Here is a 15809-nt window from a genome sequence, read left to right as displayed (position 1 = left end):
ATTCTGCTGGAGATGGCCGGTGAAAGCCCTCGACGAACTGACCTTCGACAACCGCTTCGCACGCCTGGGCGACGCATTCTCGACCCACGTACTGCCAGAGCCCCTCGACGAGCCGCGCTTGGTCGTCGCGAGCAAGGCCGCCATGGCCCTGCTCGATCTCGACCCGGCCGTGGCCGAAACCCCGGTATTTGCCGAGCTGTTCGGCGGCCACAAGCTGTGGGCCGAGGCAGAACCACGGGCGATGGTGTATTCCGGTCATCAATTCGGCGGCTACACGCCGCAACTGGGCGATGGCCGCGGGTTATTGCTGGGCGAGGTCTATAACGAGGCCGGCGAGCATTGGGATTTGCACCTCAAGGGCGCCGGGATGACGCCTTACTCGCGCATGGGCGACGGGCGTGCCGTGTTGCGCTCTTCGATTCGTGAATTCCTCGCCTCCGAGGCCCTGCATGCGCTAGGCATCCCCACCAGCCGCGCCCTGTGCGTGATCGGTTCCAGCACGCCGGTATGGCGGGAGAAACAGGAACGCGGGGCGATGGTTTTACGCCTGGCCCACAGCCATATTCGCTTCGGACACTTCGAATATTTCTACTACACCAAGAAGCCTGAGCAGCAGGCCGAACTCGCCGAGCACGTGCTGAACCTGCACTACCCCGAATGCCGCGAGCAACCCGAGCCTTACCTGGCGATGTTCCGCGAAATCGTCGAGCGCAACGCCGAAATGATCGCCAAATGGCAGGCTTATGGTTTTTGCCACGGCGTGATGAACACCGACAACATGTCGATCCTGGGCATTACCTTCGACTTCGGGCCCTTCGCGTTTCTCGACGATTTTGACGCGCACTTCATCTGCAACCATTCCGATCATGAAGGCCGCTACTCCTTCAGCAACCAGGTGCCGATAGGGCAGTGGAACCTCAGCGCCTTGGCACAGGCGCTCACGCCATTCATCAGCGTTGAGGCACTGAAGGAAGCCCTCGGCCTGTACCTGCCGCTGTATCAAGCGCACTACCTGGACCTGATGCGCCGCCGGCTGGGGCTGACCACCGCCGAAGAAGACGACCAGACGCTGGTGGAGGGTTTGCTCAAGCTGATGCAGAACAGCGGTGTGGACTACACGCTATTCTTCCGCCGCCTGGGCGACGAATCGGCGACGTTAGCCGTGGCGCGGTTGCGTGATGACTTTGTCGACATGGCCGGGTTTGATGCCTGGGCCGAGCGGTACAAGGCCCGTGTTGCACGGGATGGGGATTACACCCAGGAACAGCGCCGTGAGCGCATGCACGCGGTCAACCCGCTATATATCCTGCGTAACTACCTGGCCCAAAACGCCATCACCGCCGCCGAATCAGGCGACTACAGCGAAGTGCGGCGGCTGCATGACGTGCTGACCAGGCCGTTTGAGGAACAAGCGGGCATGGAGCAGTACGCGCAACGGCCCCCGGATTGGGGTAAGCATTTGGAGATTAGTTGTTCGTCGTGACCCCTTAGATAAAGGTCTCCACCGACACCCCGAAACGCTCGGCCAGCCAACGAATCTGGCGCACGTTGAGCTGGCGTTTTCCGCTCAGTATCTCCGAGACAACCGATTGCGCCCCAACGCCAGGAAGGTCACTCTGGGTAAGATTGTGCTCGCGCATCATGTAGCGCAGCACATCGACCCCGCTGGCTACGGGCATTGGGCGATGCTCACGATCATAAGCTTCGATCCAGTCGCTCAGAATGTCGACCAGGCTCATCAGCGGGCTGTCCTCGTCTTCACCCACCAGACTCAATAGCTCATCCAAACCGCATACCAATGCGTCGTAATCTGCCTCGTTTTCCGGCTTGCGCAGCACAGGCGAAACGAACTGCCAGTGCTCTGCCGCCACTCGCATAAGTGCGCTCATCTGATTTTTTCCTTCCATTTGTTTTTCTCATAATCACGGTGGTCAAGCAGGTGTTTGATGTAAACGCGCTGCATTCGATACTGCACCGACGCAATCAACCTCAGCTTGTTACCGCCAATATCAAATACATGAAATTCACCTACCTTGTCGGTGGCGGGAAACATGGCTTTCATTGCGGCAAAGTCCTTGGGGGCGTTGCGCTTGATCACGCGATACCACTGATCCAGAGCTGTTGCAGAGCGCGGCCATTTTTCTTTTGCTTCCCAGATCCTGCTTTCACTGATGACTCGCATGCAACGTCCTTATCGCATCTTGCTATGAAGGGTAAACCTGAATTCGAACTATCGCAATTTGCTATAGCCGCAAACAGACCGGTGGTGCACAACAAAAAGCCTAGCCACACCGTTCACGCTGGCGAGGACGAAAATGTGAGCGAATAAGTATCTATATCCTTGACAAACCTCTGTCTCGACACCAAATACCCAACTGGCCAAACCCCAGGAGCCTCCGATGTCCGAACCTCTTGTCATCCCCTGCCCTCATTGCAACGGCCTCAACCGTATCCCCGGCGAACGCCTGGGTGACGCGCCCAAGTGCGGGCGTTGCAAGCAGCCGGTGTTGCTGAACAAACCCTTTGATTTGAAACAGGGCGACTATGCCAGCCAGATCAAGGGCGACCTGCCGCTTTTGGTCGATGTGTGGGCCGACTGGTGTGGGCCGTGCAAGTCGTTTGCGCCGGTATTCGAACAGGCCGCCGGGCAGTTGGAAGGCAAGTGCCGGCTGGCGAAGCTGGACAGCGAGGCTAACCAGCAGCTGTCGGCGCAATTGGGGATTCGCTCGATTCCCAGTTTGATTCTGTTCAAGAACGGCCGCGAAGTGGCGCGCCAGAGCGGGGCATTCCCGTTGCCGCAGTTGATGAGTTGGTTGAGCAGCCAGGGGGTGTAAACATTCCCCTCAATCAACTCGGTCAATGTGGGAGCTGGCTTGCCTGCGATGCAGGCGACTCGGTCGGTCTGATACACCGAGGCGATGCCATCGCAGGCAAGCCAGCTCCCACATTGAATGCATTTCAGCTTCAGGTCAGCAGGGCTTCACGGTCCATCATCTGGCTGACCAGCATGACGCCCAGTTCGCTTAGCTGGTGGATGGCCAGCGCTACGTCGCGGTGTTCGCCGGTGAGGTCGTTGGACAGGTTGAGCAGCAAGGTGCGCACCGAGGAGAAGGTTTCGTAGCTGTTGAGCACCAGGGTTTCGGTGGGGAGGTTGGGTGTAACGGTGAATAAATTCATATTTTCGTTCTCTGCCAGGGCCATCGCCTTCTTGCTACTAAACAAGGGGCGGCAGCTGTACGCAGGTTAGTAGACCGGTAGAACGAAAGCAAAACCCGGCGCACCCTAAGGCGCCCTGCGCACAGCCACCATCAGATAGGCAAAAAACGCCATGCTTGGAGCGATGCACATGCTTTCGTCTGAGTGGGCTACTAAACCCGATCACTGAACATTCAGCGACCGGCAAACCTTAGAGACGCCCATCCAGACGCACAAGCCGGCGGATTCTGGCGTAGCTGTAGGCAAGGTTACAAGGCACAAGCCCAATTACCAGAGGAGTCCTACAGACTCTGTGAGACAAATCCAACTCACCTGTCGAAATGCAATCCAAACTGTGGGAGCTGGCTTGCCTGCGATTCAGTCAACTCGGTGATTCAGGCACACCGAGTCGATATCTTCGCAGGCAAGCCAGCTCCCACATTTGGATCGCGGTGCCTCATCTCGATCAGCGTGGGCTGTCAGGCCGTAACCGGCAAGCCCGGCTCCCACCGTGTTCGGTGTTGCCTGTTGGGTCAGGCGTTTTCCAGCAGGTTGTGCAGGTCTACGAACTGCTGCGTCAGCTTATGCCGTGGGTCCAGGTGGATCAGCGGCTTGCTCTCCTGGTGCGACTCGCGCATACGCACGGAGCTGGCCAGGTACACCGGCAGTACCGGCAGCCCTTCGGCAATCAACTCATCGAGAATCTGTTGCGGCAGGCTCGCCCGTGCCTGGAATTGGTTGACCACGATGCCTTCCACTTCCAGGCCTTCGTTATGGTCGTCCTTCAATTCTTCGATCTCACCCAGCAGGCCATACAGGGCCTGGCGGGAAAAGCTGTCGCAATCGAAAGGGATCAGTACGCGATCGGCGGCAATCAGCGCTGAAACCGCGTAAAAATTCAGCGCTGGAGGCGTATCCAGGTAGATTCGGTCGTAATCTTCGCTCAGTTCATCCAGCAGCTTTCGCAACTTGTTGATCTTGTGCTTGGCCTCAAGCTTGGGCTGCAGGTCGGCCAGTTCCGGGGTGGCGGTGATCACATGCAGGTTATCGAACGGGGTTTCGTAGATATCTACCCTGTTTTTCTTCGAAAACGGCCCCGTCGACAGGGTTTGCTTGAAAAAATCCGCGATTCCCATGGGGATGTCGTCGCCCGTCAGCCCGGTGAGGTACTGAGTTGAGTTGGCCTGTGCATCGAGGTCCACCAACAGGGTTCGATAACCTTCGCTGGCGCTGACCGCCGCCAGGTTGCAGGCGATGCTGGACTTGCCCACACCGCCTTTTTGATTGAACACCACGCGCCGCATGGAAAAACCTCCGTGTATCAATGAATCCCCCGAGTGTAGAGCGCAAAAGCGCTGGTTAGCTACCTCGTTCATCCTCACGCGCTGTCTGGCTCACAAATGAATGGAAACCGCGCAACGATCGAGTCCGGCCTTCGCTCGCCGATAATCTGTAAATTCTTCCAACTTATTTGTGATCAATAGTGAACAAACTTTCACCACTATTTGCTAGAACCCCACGGCACCGGGATAATGCGCGCCATACGGCCATTGCTCCCTGTCCCGGAATCCGGGGCCATTGGCCGCACATGGAAGCCCGCAGGGGCGGGATAACTTCTCAGTGATCAACTTCAACATCGCCCAATGGCGCGCCTGGGCTCCTGGCCTTGCGAGTGCGGACGACTGGTACGCCTGGTGCCGGGACCCGGTGTTGCCGCCTGTCAGCGAAGCGTCCCCCGATGTGTCATTTTTGCCAGCCATGCAGCGCCGTCGTCTGAGCCGGTTGGCGCGCATGGCGTTCAGCGTCAGCTGGCCGCTGGCCGAGGGCCTTGAAGACCTGCCGCTGGTGTTTATTTCCCGCCACGGCGAAACCCCGCGCACCCTGGACATCCTCAGCGACCTGGCCAACGAGCAGCCGCTGTCGCCCACTCAGTTCAGCCTGTCGGTGCATAACGCGGTGATTGGCCTGTGGTCAATCCTGCGCAATGAAACCAGCGAGATGACCGCCCTCGCCGCCGCCGGCGATGGCCTCGAACACGGCCTGCTCGAAGCCGCCGCGTTGCTCAACGAAGGCGCCGCCGCCGTATTGCTGGTGATCACCGAAGAACAACCGCCCCACGCCTACGCCAGCTGGATTACGGATGTGCCGTTCCCCTATGCCCTCGGCCTGTTGCTCACGCCGGGCGACGAGTGGCAACTGGAACTCACCACCGGCACTGTCCAACTCACTCAAACCCAGTGGCCCCACGCCCTGAACCTGCTGCGCACCCTGCTGACCGAACAGGGCGCCTGCCAACATGCCTGGAAGAACCGAGTATGGAACTGGCAACGCAAGCCCTGACCCACAAGCCACGGCAGGCCTATTACTGGCGCCTGTTCGCCACGGCCCTCAGCTTTTGCCTGTTTGGCATCGGCGGGCTGTGCCTGCGTTTGCTGGTGTTTCCGCTGCTCAGTTGCCTGCCGGGCGATGCCAGCCAGCATCAACGGCGCGCACGCCACACCATCAGTTGCCTGTTCTGGTTTTTCATTCGCTTGATGAAGGGCCTGGGCATTCTCACCTACAGCGTCGAGGGAGCCGAAAAGCTTGGCCGCCCTGGCCAGATGATCGTCGCCAACCACCCGTCGCTGATCGACGTGGTGTTCCTGATCGGCCTGATGCGCCAGACCAACTGCGTGGTCAAGCAGAGCCTGTTCCAGAACCCGTTCACCCGCAGCCCGGTGCGCGATGCCGGCTATATCAGCAACGACGGCAGTGCCGACATGCTCGATGCCGCAGCCGACGCCCTGCGCGCCGGCCAGACGCTGATCATCTTTCCCGAAGGCACCCGCACCACGCCGGGCGCAGCGCCGGCCTTTCATCGCGGCGGTGCAGCCATTGCGCTGCGTGGTGCGACAATCATCACGCCAGTGGTGATCAAGGTCAGCCCCACCACCCTGACCAAGGCCGAACCCTGGTATCGCATCCCCCACCGTCGATTTCACTTCAGTTTGCGCGTGGGCGCCGATATAGAGCCACAAGCGTTTGCCGCAGTCGGGCCCGCGCCCCAGGCTTCACGCAAGCTCAACGATCACCTGCATCACTATTTCATTAAGGAGCTCGCCGAAGATGAGCGACCAACACCGCCTTGAGCACGACATAAAGACGCTGATCATCGAGGCCCTGGGCCTGGAAGACATCAGCCCCGACGATATTGGCAGCGACCAGACCCTGTTTGGCGAAGGCCTGGGCCTGGATTCGGTCGATGCGCTGGAATTGGGCCTGGCGATCCAGAAAAAATACGGCATCAAAATCGATGCCGACGCCAAGGACACCCGCAATCACTTCACCAACGTGGCCAGCCTTGCGGCGTTCGTCACGGCCCGACAGGCAGCTTGAGACCGTACCATGCAAACTCGTGACGATATCTTCAACACCCTGCGCGACGCCTTGGTGGAACTGTTTGAACTGCCCCCGGAACGCGTCACCCTCGACGCCAACCTGTACCAGGACCTGGAAATCGACAGCATCGACGCCGTGGACCTGATCGACCACATCAAGCGCCAGACCGGCAAGAAAATCGCCGCCGAAGAGTTCAAGGCGGTACGCACGGTGAACGACGTGGTAGAGGCGGTGTACCGTCTGGTCCAGCCCGCCGCATGAGCCGGTTGATCGGCCTTGGCCTGTTATTGGCGGGGCTGCTGTACCCCTTCGCGGTGTATTACGGCACCGAGCATTTTGCACCTTGGCAGTTCGGCTTGCTGCTGGGCAGCCTGTGGCTGTTGCGCGCGCTCACCGCTGCGCGGCGCCCGGGCAGCCGTTGGATGGCGGTGGTGGTGATCGTGTTTTGCCTGGCACTGGCATGGTTCGATAACCCCCAGTGGCTGCGCTGGTACCCGAGCCTGGTCAGCGGATTCATGCTGGCGCTGTTCGGCCTGAGCCTGAAGTACGGCCCGCCGATAGTCGAGCGCCTGGCACGCATGACCGACCCGCACCTGCCGCCCCACGCGGTGGTGTATACCCGCCGGGTCACCCTGGTGTGGAGTGTGTTTTTTCTCTGTAATGGCCTGCTCGCCGCCGCGCTCACCCTGTGGGCGCCGCTGAGCTGGTGGACGTTGTACAACGGCCTGATCGCCTACGGGTTGATGGGCTTGTTGTTTGCCGTGGAATGGCTGGTACGACAAAGGGTTCGAGGCCGCGTATGAAAGGGTTGAAACTTGAGCACTTGCTGCTTGAGCCACTGCAAGATCGCGGGGTGACCGCCGAGCCCCTCATGAATCACGCGCAACTGTGCGAGCACTCCCTGAGCCTCGCCGCAGGCCTCAAGGCCCGGGGTATCCGGCGCCTGGCCGTGCACCTGGAAGACGCCGGCCTGCTGGCGATTGCGCTGCTGGGCGCCTGGCGGGCCGGTGCGAGCGTACTGCTGCCCGCCGACCTGCAACCCCAGACGCGCCAGCGCTGGGCCGACGCCGTGGATGCCTGGCTGGTCGAAGCCAGCGACCTGGACGCGCTGTATCAAGCGCCCTTGAGTGCCGCCGCCCTCGACCTGGACAACTGCCAACTGAGCCTGTGCACCTCCGGCTCCAGCGGCGAGCCCAAGCGCATCGACAAGTCCCTGCGCCAGTTGGTCAATGAAGTAGAGGCGCTGGAAGCCCTGTGGGGCAAAGATCTCAAGGACGCCTGCATCATCGGCAGCGTCGCTACCCAGCATATCTACGGCTTGCTGTTTCGCGTGTTGTGGCCGCTGTGTGCCGGCCGCACCTTTGTACGCAAGCAACTGGCGTTCCCCGAAGACATGCAGCGCGCCAGCCGAGAGCACCGGCAATTTGCCTGGGTGGCCAGCCCGGCGTTGCTCAAGCGCATGGGCGACAACCTCGACTGGCCGGCACTGAGCCAGGTTGCGCGAGTGTTTTCCTCCGGCGGTGCATTGCCGATTGAAGCTGCCGGCAGCCTCTACGACCGTTTACAGCAATGGCCGACGGAAATCCTCGGCAGCTCGGAAACCGGCGGCATCGCCTGGCGCCAGGGTGCGCAACCCTGGCAGCCGTTTGCCGACGTGCAACTGAGCCAGGATGCCGACGGCGCTTTACGCATCGCCTCAAAGTACTTGCCCGAAGGGCATGTCGAACAGACAGCCGACGCCGTTCGCCTGCATGCCGATGGGCGCTTCGAACTGCTGGGCCGCCTGGACCGTATCGTCAAGCTGGAAGAAAAACGCATCTCCCTGCCGATGTTGGAACAAGCGCTGATCGCCCATGAATGGGTGTGCGACACCCGCCTGGGCGTGGTGCAGGAAAACCGTGCGTCCCTGGGTGCCGTGGTGGTGCTCACCGACGCGGGGCTGCATGCCTTGCGCAACCAGGGACGCCGCACGCTCACCCAGACCCTGCGCCAGCACCTGAGCCAACATTGCGAAGCCCTGGCCTTGCCACGCCGCTGGCGCTTGTTGCGCCAACTGCCGCTGAACAGCCAGGGCAAATTGCCCCAGGCCGATATCGAAGCCTTGTTGCTGGCGCCTCGCCCCAAGGGGCCTGAGGTGTTGGCACAAGTCGAAACCGAAGGTGAATGGACCTTGCAACTGAGCATCCCACCGGACCTGGCCTATTTCAGCGGGCACTTCCCGGTCACCCCGGTATTGCCGGGGGTGGTGCAGGTGGAATGGGCGTTCAACCTGGGCCAACAATTGCTCGACCTGCCAACCCGGTTCGCCGGCATGGAAGTGCTCAAGTTCCAGCAACTGGTGCGCCCGGGCGATCACATCGAATTGCATCTGCGCTTTGATCGGGAGCGTAGCAAACTGTACTTCGCCTATCGCAATGGGGTTGCAGCGTGCTCAAGCGGGCGGATCGTGCTGGAGGCCGCGCATGCATAACCTGTTCTTGTGGCGAGGGAGCTTGCTCCCGCTGGAGTGCGAAGCGCTCCCAACCCAGGCATCACCCACTCCCAGGATGATCTCGGTCGCCTCCATTGGGGCTGCTTCGCAGCCCAGCGGGAGCAAGCTCCCTCGCCACGGGGTTTGCGCAGGCTTTGAATATGCATAACCCCTGCGCTTTGATCCCGGTATACAACCACGAAGCCGCCGTGCCGGCCGTGGTCCACAGTGTGCTGAAGAGCGGCCTGCCCTGCCTCTTGGTGGACGATGGCAGCAGCGCCTCGTGCGCAGCCGTGCTGGCGCAGTTGGCGACGCTGGATAACGTCACCCTGCTGACCCTGCCCAGCAACCAGGGCAAGGGCGCCGCCGTGATGACCGGTTTTCGCGAAGCAGCGCGCCTGGGCTACACCCACGCTCTGCAAGTGGACGCCGATGGCCAGCACGACCTGCGCGAAGTCCAGACCTTTATCCACACCTCACGCCAGCACCCCGAGGCCGTCATCTGCGGCTACCCCGAATACGACGACAGCGTGCCCAAGGGTCGCCTGTACGCACGTTACCTGACCCACGTGTGGGTGTGGATCAATACCCTGTCGCTTGAGATTCGCGACTCGATGTGCGGCTTTCGCGTGTACCCACTGGCGCCGACCCTGGCGCTGATGGACTCGGCCTACATTGGCACGCACATGGATTTCGACTCGGACATCCTGGTACGCCTGGCCTGGCGCAACCAGCCGATGCGCTGGCTGCCCACCCAGGTGCACTACCCCACCGACGGCCTGTCGCACTTTCGCTTGTTGCGTGACAACCTGCGCATCAGCGCCATGCACACGCGGTTGTTCTTCGGCATGCTCGTGCGCGCGCCGATGATCCTGTGGCGACGGTGGCAAGCATGAACGACAGCACCAAGCATTGGGCCGACCGCGAGGAACGCGGCAGCTTCTGGCTGATGAAATTCACCGCGGTCGCGGTCAAAGTCCTCGGCCGTCGCCTATTGAGCCCGTTGCTCTACAGCATCGTCTTTTACTTCTTCCTGTTCGGCCGCACCGCACGCCACAGCGCCTGGCAATACCAGCAGCGGCTGGCGCAATGGAGCGGGCGCAATGACTTGCTGCCGAGCCACCGCACAGTCTTTGCCCAGTTCATGGCCTTCGCCGATTCGCTGCTCGACAAGCTGGACGTGTGGAACGGCAAGCTGCGCCTGGAGCAAATCGAGATCAACGACCCGGCGCAGTTGCGCAGTCAACTGCGTGGCGAGCGCGGGCAGATGCTGGTGGGTGCGCACCTGGGTAACCTGGAAGTGTGCCGTGCCCTGGCGGAGATTGGTGAACAGGTCACCATGAACGTGCTGGTGCACACCAAGCACGCCGAGCGTTTCAACCGCCTGCTGGGCGAGGCCGGCGCGACCCATTTGCGCCTGATCCAGGTCAGCGAATTGGACCCGGCCACCATGCTGCTGCTCAGCCAGCGCCTGGACGATGGCGAGTGGCTGGCGATTGCCGGCGACCGCATCCCGCTGCACGGCGGGCGCACGGTGCGCGTGGACTTCCTCGGACACACGGCGGCATTTCCCCAAGGCCCATGGCTGCTGGCGGGCTTGCTCAAGTGCCCGGTCAATCTGCTGATGTGTCTCAAGCACCAGGACCGCTATCGCCTGACTATCGAGCCCTTTGCCGATTTGATCGAATGGAAGCGCAGCACCCGTGAGCAAGTCATTGCCGAATGGACCACCCGCTACGCCGCACGCCTGGGCCAGTTCTGCCTGCAAGCGCCCCAACAATGGTTCAACTTTTACCCTTTCTGGAAGACCGATGACGACGCCTCTTGAGCCCATCACCTTTGGTGAACGCCCCCTGCGCATCGAAGACGTGCTGGCCCTGGCCAACCGCCAGGTGCCCACTCGCCTGCAGGACGATGCCGCGTACCGCCAACGCATCGCCAAGGGCGCGCAGTTCCTCGACTCGCTGCTGGACAAGGAAGGCGTGATCTACGGCGTGACCACCGGCTACGGCGACTCCTGCGTAGTGGCGGTGCCGCTGGAGCACGTCGAAGCCTTGCCGCGTCATCTGTACACCTTTCACGGTTGCGGCCTGGGCAAATTGCTTGATGCCCAGGCTACTCGCGCCGTACTGGCGGCGCGTTTGCAGTCGCTGTGCCATGGCGTGTCCGGGGTGCGTGTGGAACTGCTGGAACGCCTGCATGCCTTCCTCGAAAACGATGTGTTGCCACTGATCCCGGAAGAAGGCTCGGTCGGCGCCAGTGGTGATCTGACGCCGCTGTCCTATGTGGCTGCGACCTTGTCCGGCGAACGTGAAGTGCTGTTCCGTGGCGAACGCCGCCCGGCGGCCGACGTACACCGCGAGCTGGGCTGGGAGCCGCTGGTACTGCGGCCCAAGGAAGCCCTGGCACTGATGAACGGCACCGCAGTGATGACTGGCCTGGCCTGCCTGGCCTTTGCCCGCGCCGACTACCTGTTGCAACTGGCCACGCGCATCACCGCGCTCAACGTGGTGGCGCTGCAAGGCAACCCCGAACACTTCGACGAGCGCCTGTTCGCCGCCAAGCCGCACCCTGGGCAGATGCAAGTCGCCGCGTGGCTGCGCAAGGACCTGGCCATCGACGCGCCCACCGCCCCCCTGCATCGCCTGCAAGACCGTTATTCGTTGCGCTGCGCGCCCCACGTGCTCGGCGTATTGGCGGACAGCCTGAACTGGCTGCGCTCGTTCATCGAGATCGAACTGAACAGCGCCAACGACAACCCGATCATCGACGCCGAAGAAGAACGTGTGCTGCATGGCGGGCACTTCTACGGCGGGCATATCGCCTTCGCCATGGACAGCCTCAAGACCCTGGTCGCCAACGTTGCCGACCTGCTCGACCGCCAGCTCGCACTGTTGGTGGACGTGCGCTACAACCATGGCCTGCCGAGCAACCTCTCAGGCGCCCCGGCTGACCGCGCCATGATCAACCACGGCTTCAAGGCCGTGCAGATCGGCACCAGCGCCTGGACCGCCGAAGCGCTGAAAAACACCATGCCGGCCAGCGTGTTCTCGCGCTCCACCGAGTGCCACAACCAGGACAAGGTGAGCATGGGCACCATCGCTGCCCGCGATGCGATCCGCGTGCTGGAGTTGACCGAACAGGTCGCCGCCGCGACCCTGCTCGCCGCCCACCAGGGCGTGTGGCTGCGCGCCCGGGCCGAGGATGCCCGCCCACTGCCACCAGCACTGGCCGCGATGCACGCCGAACTGGCCCAGGACTTTGCGCCGGTCATCGAAGACCGCGCCCTGGAAGGCGAACTGCGCCTGTGCCTGCAACGTATCGCCGCGCAACACTGGAGGCTGCATGCGTAGTCCCGGCGTGTTGCACAGCGACACTGAAATCCTTGTGCCTTTTTTCGACATCGACACCATGAACGTGGTGTGGCACGGGCATTACGTGAAGTACCTGGAAGTGGCGCGCTGTGCGTTGCTGGACAAGATCGGCCATAACTATACGGCGATGCTCGAAGCCGGCTACGCCTGGCCGGTGATCGACATGCAGCTACGCTATGTACGCGGCGCGACCTTCGGCCAGACCATCAACGTGCGCGCCAGCCTGGTGGAATGGGAGAACCGTTTGAAGGTCAATTATTTGATCACCGACCTGGCCAGCGGCGAGCGTTTGACCCGCGCCAGCACCGTGCAAGTGGCGGTGCAAATCGCCAGCCGCGAGATGCAGCTGGCCTCGCCCAAAGTCTTTACCGACGCCGTAGAGAGAGCCCTGGAATGAGACCCCCTGTAGGAGCGAGCTTGCTCGCGAAGATCGCCAACGATAACGCGGGGCGCCTGACACCCCGTGGGGCCCTCAGGTTTTTCGCGAGCAAGCTCGCTCCTACGGTGGCTGCGTTGTTGCTGAGCTTCAGCGCCCAGGCTTTTGACTTGCAGCAGTTGAGCGATCAGCTTGCCAAACCCTTAGTGATCCACGGCAACTTCACCCAGGAAAAGCACCTGCGCGCCCTGCCCCAGCCATTGGTGAGCAAAGGCACCTTCGTGCTCGCCAAGGATCACGGCCTGCTGTGGCTGTTGAAAACTCCGCTGCAACAGGACTACCGCATCACCTCCCAAGGCATTGCCCGCCGTGACGCCAATGGCTGGCAACTACTGCCAAACAAGAGTGCCGGCGCCGAACAGAATCGTTTGTTCCTGGCGGTACTGCAGGGCGACAGCAGTGGCCTGCAGCGCGACTTCGACCTGCAACTGCAAGGCGAGGCCCAACAATGGAAGCTCACGCTGACCCCGCGTTCGCTGCTGCTCAAGCAAGTGTTCACCCAGATCAATATCGACGGTGGCGCACTGGTGCGCACCATTGAACTGCTGGAAACCCAAGGCGACAGCACGCTGTTGCGCATGCAGGACAGTACCGCCGACCAGCCGTTGAGCAATGCGGAGCAACACGACTTTGCCCAGTGAGCGCCTGCTGCCGCGCCTGTTCCTGACCTTGCTGGTGGCCGTGCTGGCCCTGGCAGGCTGGCAGTGGCGTGACGGCGCGCCGTTGTCGGCCAACCTGATGGAACTGGTGCCCGGCAGCACGCCGGACGCCTTGGAACTGCAAGCCGAACAGCGCATGCAAGAGCCGCTCAACCGCGAAATGCTGGTACTGGTGGGGCATGCCGACCGCCAGCAAGCGGTGGCCGTGGCGCAGCAACTGGGTGAGCGTTGGCAGGCCAGCGGCCTGTTTGAAAAGGTGCAGTGGAACCTGCAAGCCGACTTGCCAGCGTTGCGCGAACAACTGCTGCGTGGGCGTTTGTCGATGCTCTCGTCCAAGGACCGCGAACAACTGATCCAGCAGCCTGAGGCGTTCATCCAGCAACGCGTGCAATCGCTGTTCGACCCCTTCACCGGTTTCAGCCTGGTGCCAAGCCAGGACGATTGGCTCGGCCTCACCGGGCGCATCCAGAACAGCCAACCGCAACACGGTGCGGTGCAAATGGACATCGGCAGCGGCGCCTTGATCGCCGATGCCGACGGCAAAAGCTGGGTGCTGCTGCGGGCCCGCACTACCGGCAACGCCTTCGACATAAAGTTGCCGCTGCAAGTGGCGGACTTGCTGAAGGCCAGCCGCGAGCAAGCCAGCGCACACGGCGCGCAACTGCTCGCCGCCAGCGGTTTGCTCTATGCGGCCAACGGGCAACAGCAGGCCACTCGGGAAATGACCTGGGTCGGCGGCGGCGCCACCCTGGGCATCCTGTTATTGCTGCTGCTGGCGTTCCGACGCTGGCGAGTGTTGCTGGCGTTCGTGCCGGTACTGGTGGGCATGCTGTTTGGCGCGGTGGCATGTGTGGCGCTGTTTGGGCATATGCATGTGATGACCCTGGTGCTGGGTTCCAGCCTGATCGGCGTGGCAGTGGATTACCCGCTGCATTACCTGTCCAAAAGCTGGAGCCTGCAGCCGTGGCGCAGTTGGCCGGCGTTGCGCCTGACCCTGCCAGGGCTGAGCCTGAGCCTGGCCACCAGCGCTATCGGCTACCTGGCGCTGGCCTGGACGCCTTTCCCGGCGCTGACCCAGATTGCGGTGTTCTCGGCTGCCGGTTTGGTCGGTGCCTATTTGTGCGCCGTGTGCCTGTTGCCCGCGCTGCTCAAGGGCGTGGAACTGCGCCCGGCGCAATGGCCGCTGCGTGTCGCCCAAAGCCTATGGCAGCTGCGCACGGCCTTGCTCAAACGCGTGCCCAGTTCGGTACTGCTGGTGGGGGTGCTGCTGTTCTGCGCGGCGGGCCTGTGGCAACTGAACACTAAAAACGATATCCGCCAATGGATCGGTGCGCCGCCGCAGTTGCTGCACGAAGCCCAGGCCGTGGCGCGCATCACCGGGTTCCAGCCCACCAGCCAGTTTTTCCTGGTGCGAGCGGACAATCAGCAGCAGTTGCTGGAGCGCCAGGCCGCCCTGGGCAAACGCTTGGACCAGTTGGTGCAGATGGACAAGCTCCAGGGCTACCTGGCGCTCAATCAACTGGTCAACCTCGCCGCCGAACAACAACAGTTGCGCGAGGCGCTGAACAACCTGGCGCCGCACTGGCAACCGCTACTGGACCTCGGCGTGCCCCTCAGCGCCCTGCAAGCCGAAGTGGCGCAGTTGCAGGCGCTGCCCACCGCAGACATCGGCGCCGCATTGCAAGGCCCGCTGGCCGAGCCTTGGCGCACGCTGTGGCTCGGCCCGGTGGACGGTGGCGTGGCGGCCATGGTCAGCCTGCAAGGCTTGAACAACCCGGCGCTGCTGCGGGTGCAGGCACTGGACTTGCCAGGCGTGCAGTTGGTGGACCGCTTGGGTGACTTGAACCGGGTGTTTGCCGACACGCAGATCAGCGCTGCCGAATTGAAGTTGCTGTCTTGCGTGCTGATCGTGCTATTGCTGATTGCGCCCTTCGGCTTTGGCGGCGCCTTACGTATCGTTGCCTTGCCGCTGCTGGCTGCGTTGTGCAGCCTGGCCAGCCTCGGTTGGCTGGGCCAGCCGCTGACTTTGTTCAGCCTGTTTGGCCTGCTGCTGGTCACGGCCATCAGCGTCGACTATGCGATTTTAATGCGCGAGCAGATCGGCGGCCCTGCCGTCAGCCTGTTGGGAACGCTGCTGGCGGCGCTGACGACCTGGTTGTCGTTCGGCCTGCTGGCCGTCTCCAGTACACCGGCCGTGAGCAATTTCGGCTTGTCGGTCAGCCTGGGCCTGGCGTTCAGCTTTATGCTGGCACCCTGGGCCAGCCGCCAGAAACACGCCTTATGAATGTGATTAGCGC

General features: G+C 62.1%; 18 protein-coding genes. 14 read left to right on the top strand and 4 right to left on the bottom strand.

The window, feature by feature from the left end; all coding sequences use genetic code 11:
- Nucleotides 1-19: 19 nt before the first annotated feature.
- Nucleotides 20-1483 (top strand): protein adenylyltransferase SelO, encoded by a 1464-nt coding sequence (locus tag BT204_RS05025; protein ID WP_072445847.1) that lies wholly within the window; start codon nucleotides 20-22, stop codon nucleotides 1481-1483.
- A 4-nt stretch (nucleotides 1484-1487) separates the two neighbouring features.
- Here BT204_RS05025 and BT204_RS05020 read toward each other — a convergent pair whose 3' ends face one another.
- Together BT204_RS05020 and BT204_RS05015 are read right to left on the bottom strand one after the other, a co-directional pair.
- Entirely contained in the window at nucleotides 1488-1889 is a 402-nt protein-coding gene (locus BT204_RS05020; RefSeq protein ID WP_034125602.1) for a helix-turn-helix domain-containing protein, read from the bottom strand.
- Entirely contained in the window at nucleotides 1886-2182 is a 297-nt protein-coding gene (locus tag BT204_RS05015; protein ID WP_072445845.1) for a type II toxin-antitoxin system HigB family toxin, read from the bottom strand. Before BT204_RS05015 ends, BT204_RS05020 begins: the two co-directional genes overlap by 4 nt.
- A 217-nt stretch (nucleotides 2183-2399) precedes the next feature.
- Between BT204_RS05015 and trxC the strand changes: the two genes are divergently transcribed.
- On the top strand, nucleotides 2400-2834 hold the full coding sequence (gene trxC, locus BT204_RS05010) for a thioredoxin TrxC (RefSeq protein WP_054896225.1): 435 nt from the start codon (nucleotides 2400-2402) through the stop codon (nucleotides 2832-2834).
- Nucleotides 2835-2964: 130 nt separating this feature from the next.
- On the opposite strand, the gene BT204_RS05005 is transcribed toward trxC, so the two are convergent.
- Together BT204_RS05005 and BT204_RS05000 are read right to left on the bottom strand one after the other, a co-directional pair.
- Nucleotides 2965-3177: a DUF6124 family protein gene (locus BT204_RS05005; protein WP_175550957.1), complete on the bottom strand. Its 213-nt coding sequence runs from the start codon at nucleotides 3175-3177 to the stop codon at nucleotides 2965-2967.
- A gap of 551 nt (nucleotides 3178-3728) precedes the next feature.
- Nucleotides 3729-4499, bottom strand: a complete 771-nt coding sequence (locus tag BT204_RS05000; RefSeq protein ID WP_072445841.1) for a ParA family protein — start codon at nucleotides 4497-4499, stop codon at nucleotides 3729-3731.
- Between the two features lie 316 nt (nucleotides 4500-4815).
- Between BT204_RS05000 and BT204_RS04995 the strand changes: the two genes are divergently transcribed.
- The 12 genes from BT204_RS04995 to BT204_RS04940 all read left to right on the top strand — a co-directional run bounded on the left by BT204_RS04995 (nucleotide 4816) and on the right by BT204_RS04940 (nucleotide 15796).
- Nucleotides 4816-5535, top strand: a complete 720-nt coding sequence (locus tag BT204_RS04995; RefSeq protein ID WP_072445839.1) for a beta-ketoacyl synthase chain length factor — start codon at nucleotides 4816-4818, stop codon at nucleotides 5533-5535.
- Entirely contained in the window at nucleotides 5511-6323 is an 813-nt protein-coding gene (locus BT204_RS04990) for a lysophospholipid acyltransferase family protein (protein ID WP_003187953.1), read from the top strand. The genes BT204_RS04995 and BT204_RS04990 overlap by 25 nt, the downstream gene beginning before the upstream one ends.
- Nucleotides 6301-6570 (top strand): phosphopantetheine-binding protein, encoded by a 270-nt coding sequence (locus BT204_RS04985; RefSeq protein ID WP_034125597.1) that lies wholly within the window; start codon nucleotides 6301-6303, stop codon nucleotides 6568-6570. The genes BT204_RS04990 and BT204_RS04985 overlap by 23 nt, the downstream gene beginning before the upstream one ends.
- A 9-nt stretch (nucleotides 6571-6579) precedes the next feature.
- Nucleotides 6580-6834 carry an acyl carrier protein gene (locus tag BT204_RS04980; protein WP_003187949.1) on the top strand — a complete coding sequence of 85 codons (255 nt, stop codon included), beginning with the start codon at nucleotides 6580-6582 and terminating at the stop codon, nucleotides 6832-6834.
- The gene (locus BT204_RS04975; protein WP_034125596.1) at nucleotides 6831-7376 is read left to right on the top strand and encodes a COG4648 family protein; all 546 of its coding nucleotides are present in this window, start codon (nucleotides 6831-6833) and stop codon (nucleotides 7374-7376) included. Before BT204_RS04980 ends, BT204_RS04975 begins: the two co-directional genes overlap by 4 nt.
- Complete coding sequence (locus tag BT204_RS04970) at nucleotides 7373-9043, top strand: ApeI family dehydratase (protein ID WP_072445837.1); 1671 nt, start codon at nucleotides 7373-7375, stop codon at nucleotides 9041-9043. The genes BT204_RS04975 and BT204_RS04970 overlap by 4 nt, the downstream gene beginning before the upstream one ends.
- A gap of 161 nt (nucleotides 9044-9204) precedes the next feature.
- The gene (locus BT204_RS04965) at nucleotides 9205-9939 is read left to right on the top strand and encodes a glycosyltransferase family 2 protein (protein WP_072445835.1); all 735 of its coding nucleotides are present in this window, start codon (nucleotides 9205-9207) and stop codon (nucleotides 9937-9939) included.
- Complete coding sequence (locus BT204_RS04960; protein WP_072445833.1) at nucleotides 9936-10871, top strand: LpxL/LpxP family acyltransferase; 936 nt, start codon at nucleotides 9936-9938, stop codon at nucleotides 10869-10871. Before BT204_RS04965 ends, BT204_RS04960 begins: the two co-directional genes overlap by 4 nt.
- The gene (locus tag BT204_RS04955; RefSeq protein WP_072445831.1) at nucleotides 10855-12396 is read left to right on the top strand and encodes an HAL/PAL/TAL family ammonia-lyase; all 1542 of its coding nucleotides are present in this window, start codon (nucleotides 10855-10857) and stop codon (nucleotides 12394-12396) included. Before BT204_RS04960 ends, BT204_RS04955 begins: the two co-directional genes overlap by 17 nt.
- The gene (locus tag BT204_RS04950) at nucleotides 12389-12814 is read left to right on the top strand and encodes an acyl-CoA thioesterase (protein WP_034125591.1); all 426 of its coding nucleotides are present in this window, start codon (nucleotides 12389-12391) and stop codon (nucleotides 12812-12814) included. Before BT204_RS04955 ends, BT204_RS04950 begins: the two co-directional genes overlap by 8 nt.
- Entirely contained in the window at nucleotides 12811-13494 is a 684-nt protein-coding gene (locus tag BT204_RS04945) for an outer membrane lipoprotein carrier protein LolA (RefSeq protein ID WP_072445829.1), read from the top strand. The genes BT204_RS04950 and BT204_RS04945 overlap by 4 nt, the downstream gene beginning before the upstream one ends.
- Nucleotides 13466-15796 carry an MMPL family transporter gene (locus tag BT204_RS04940; RefSeq protein WP_072445827.1) on the top strand — a complete coding sequence of 777 codons (2331 nt, stop codon included), beginning with the start codon at nucleotides 13466-13468 and terminating at the stop codon, nucleotides 15794-15796. Before BT204_RS04945 ends, BT204_RS04940 begins: the two co-directional genes overlap by 29 nt.
- Nucleotides 15797-15809: the final 13 nt, after the last annotated feature.

It is taken from the genome of Pseudomonas sp. NFPP02 (assembly GCF_900119355.1).
GTDB classification, from domain to species: domain Bacteria; phylum Pseudomonadota; class Gammaproteobacteria; order Pseudomonadales; family Pseudomonadaceae; genus Aquipseudomonas; species Aquipseudomonas paracarnis.
This window is presented reverse-complemented; position numbering and strand designations above follow the sequence as displayed.

Bases quoted from the DNA above. Each gene is read 5' to 3' on its own strand.
- BT204_RS05020 (WP_034125602.1), bottom strand. From the start codon at position 1,889: ATGAGCGCACTTATGCGAGTGGCGGCAGAGCACTGGCAGTTCGTTTCG.
- BT204_RS05015 (WP_072445845.1), bottom strand. From the start codon at position 2,182: ATGCGAGTCATCAGTGAAAGCAGGATCTGGGAAGCAAAAGAAAAATGG.
- trxC (WP_054896225.1), top strand. From the start codon at position 2,400: ATGTCCGAACCTCTTGTCATCCCCTGCCCTCATTGCAACGGCCTCAAC.
- BT204_RS05005 (WP_175550957.1), bottom strand. From the start codon at position 3,177: ATGAATTTATTCACCGTTACACCCAACCTCCCCACCGAAACCCTGGTG.
- BT204_RS05000 (WP_072445841.1), bottom strand. From the start codon at position 4,499: ATGCGGCGCGTGGTGTTCAATCAAAAAGGCGGTGTGGGCAAGTCCAGC.
- BT204_RS04990 (WP_003187953.1), top strand. From the start codon at position 5,511: ATGGAACTGGCAACGCAAGCCCTGACCCACAAGCCACGGCAGGCCTAT.
- BT204_RS04985 (WP_034125597.1), top strand. From the start codon at position 6,301: ATGAGCGACCAACACCGCCTTGAGCACGACATAAAGACGCTGATCATC.
- BT204_RS04980 (WP_003187949.1), top strand. From the start codon at position 6,580: ATGCAAACTCGTGACGATATCTTCAACACCCTGCGCGACGCCTTGGTG.
- BT204_RS04975 (WP_034125596.1), top strand. From the start codon at position 6,831: ATGAGCCGGTTGATCGGCCTTGGCCTGTTATTGGCGGGGCTGCTGTAC.
- BT204_RS04970 (WP_072445837.1), top strand. From the start codon at position 7,373: ATGAAAGGGTTGAAACTTGAGCACTTGCTGCTTGAGCCACTGCAAGAT.
- BT204_RS04965 (WP_072445835.1), top strand. From the start codon at position 9,205: ATGCATAACCCCTGCGCTTTGATCCCGGTATACAACCACGAAGCCGCC.
- BT204_RS04960 (WP_072445833.1), top strand. From the start codon at position 9,936: ATGAACGACAGCACCAAGCATTGGGCCGACCGCGAGGAACGCGGCAGC.
- BT204_RS04955 (WP_072445831.1), top strand. From the start codon at position 10,855: ATGACGACGCCTCTTGAGCCCATCACCTTTGGTGAACGCCCCCTGCGC.
- BT204_RS04950 (WP_034125591.1), top strand. From the start codon at position 12,389: ATGCGTAGTCCCGGCGTGTTGCACAGCGACACTGAAATCCTTGTGCCT.
- BT204_RS04945 (WP_072445829.1), top strand. From the start codon at position 12,811: ATGAGACCCCCTGTAGGAGCGAGCTTGCTCGCGAAGATCGCCAACGAT.
- BT204_RS04940 (WP_072445827.1), top strand. From the start codon at position 13,466: ATGCGGAGCAACACGACTTTGCCCAGTGAGCGCCTGCTGCCGCGCCTG.